Source organism: Pseudomonas sp. 30_B (assembly GCF_017491605.1).
Taxonomy (GTDB): domain Bacteria; phylum Pseudomonadota; class Gammaproteobacteria; order Pseudomonadales; family Pseudomonadaceae; genus Pseudomonas.
In genome coordinates this window covers 1-447 of record NZ_JAFGYY010000350.1, presented here as the reverse complement: position 1 = coordinate 447, position 447 = coordinate 1, and the positions used below count along the sequence as shown (strand labels likewise).

1 protein-coding gene is annotated in these 447 nt (G+C 65.5%); it reads left to right on the top strand.

Translation table 11 applies throughout. The annotated features are described in order from the left end of the window. Positions 1-98: 98 nt before the first annotated feature. Positions 99-447: WYL domain-containing protein (locus J5M67_RS30055; RefSeq protein WP_368735974.1), on the top strand; the 349-nt coding region annotated here is incomplete at its 3' end.

Genomic DNA, 447 nt, shown 5'->3' with positions numbered 1-447 from the left:
ATCCGGGAGAGCTTCAGCTGCTCACTGTCGCGGGGCTGGACGCCGACCTTCTTGAGCAGGTCGGGCTGCAGGCAGTCCACGCCAGCGCCCAGGAGAAAATGACGGCCGTCGCCACGCGAGGACAGGTGCTTGGTACCCCGCCCCTGTCCGAGGTACTCCTCATCGACCCATCAGGGTGGTTCACGACCGGAAAGGAACTCGGCCGGCTGACCGCAGCGAGAGAGCGACGTCGCATCCGCCTGTGCTACCGACGGAGCGGAGAAACCAGCGGGCAATGGCTCACCGCGGACCCGTACGGGCTCGTGAACAAGGCTGGCTCCTGGTATCTCGTGGCCGACGTCGATGGGCACCCCCCGCATGTTCAACACCAGCCGTATCGAAGAGCGCGATCCCCTCACGGATGTCGCGGTGCTCCGACCAGACTAAGACCTGCGGTCGGTATGGCAC